The following is a 1,158-nucleotide window of genomic DNA, read 5'->3' on the forward strand; positions in this document are numbered from 1 at the left end:
GGTTTATGGCGCGACCCCCCCGGGTTTTTTGGCGGCGGGGGGGGGGGGGGGGGGGGGGGGGGGGGGGGGGGGGGGGCCCCGGCGCCGCCCCCCCCCCCCCCCCCCCCCCCCCCCCCCCCCCGCCCCCCCCCCCCCCCCCCCCGCGCGGCGGCGGCCCCCCCCCCCCCCCCCCGGGGCGGGGCCCCCCCCCCCCCCCCCCCCCCCCCCCCCCCCCCCCCCCCCCCCCCCCCCCCCCGCGCCCGGGGGCGCGGGTGTTCTGGTCGCGTGTCGCCGAATTCGCCGGATCGACCCAGCGCCACAGTTCGGGACCGAACAGCAGTTGTCCGGCCGCTTCGGTGGCTCGCCGGTTCTTCGTGATCCGGTGCCCGGTGGACAGTTCGAATTCCTTGGCGAGCAGGGGGCGCAGGTACCGATCCCAGTCGGCGCGGGAGCCGTCGGCGCGTTCGGCGAGCATCTGGGCGCGAGCCCGCCAGCGGCGCAACATCTCCGCGGGCCCGTTGTCGATCTCGTCGTCGTCCGGGCCGTCCAGCGCCTGTGTGCGCCGGCGCTCGGCCAGCGATCGGACCAGCAGGGCCAGGGCGATCAGCACGGGTATCCCGGCCAGCAGCGGCAGGGCGTCGCGCTGGTCGCCGAGCGCGATCGCCTCGACGGCCACGACCACCACGATGGCGCCGCCGGTGATCACCCGGCGCCGCGATCTCGCCGGGGCGGGCACGTTCATAATCGTTCTCCCTGCAAATCGTTCAGCACGATTCGCAACAGCTGCTCGGCGCGCATCCGCTGCCATTCCAGCATCGCGTGCGGGCTGAAACGGGCCTCCTCGAACAGCGCCACCAGTTCCCGGGCGGACGCGTCGTGCAGGGCGCCGCGCTCGAAGGCGCGTGCCAGCACCTCGGAGGGCGTGTCGGAGATCAGTGGCGCGGCCTCGCGGGCCTTGGCGAGGCCGCGTTCCATGGCGACATAGCAGGCGATGATCGCGGTACGGGCGTCCTGGCCCGAGGCGATCATCGCGGCGAGGCCCATCTCGGCCACGTCGGCCAGCGAGACCGGCGGCTCCGCGGCCTTCGGCTCCGCCGCGGCCGCCCGCGCCGCCGGGCGGCGCCGCGTGGCGCTGGCGCCCCCCCCCAGGCCGATGACCGCCGTCGCGGCCCGCGCGAC

At 77.9% G+C, this 1,158-nt stretch carries 2 protein-coding genes; both read right to left on the reverse strand.

The window, feature by feature from the left end; all coding sequences use genetic code 11:
• The coding region (locus tag QH470_RS34545; RefSeq protein WP_280276593.1) for a hypothetical protein at positions 1–721 on the reverse strand (721 nt) is incomplete at its 3' end.
• Positions 718–1,158 (reverse strand): DUF4129 domain-containing protein (locus QH470_RS34550; RefSeq protein WP_280276594.1); only part of this gene is annotated, 441 nt, incomplete at its 5' end. The genes QH470_RS34545 and QH470_RS34550, both read right to left, overlap by 4 nt.

Origin of the sequence: Nocardia wallacei (assembly GCF_029868745.1) — a bacterium.
Taxonomy (GTDB): Bacteria; Actinomycetota; Actinomycetes; order Mycobacteriales; family Mycobacteriaceae; genus Nocardia; species Nocardia wallacei_B.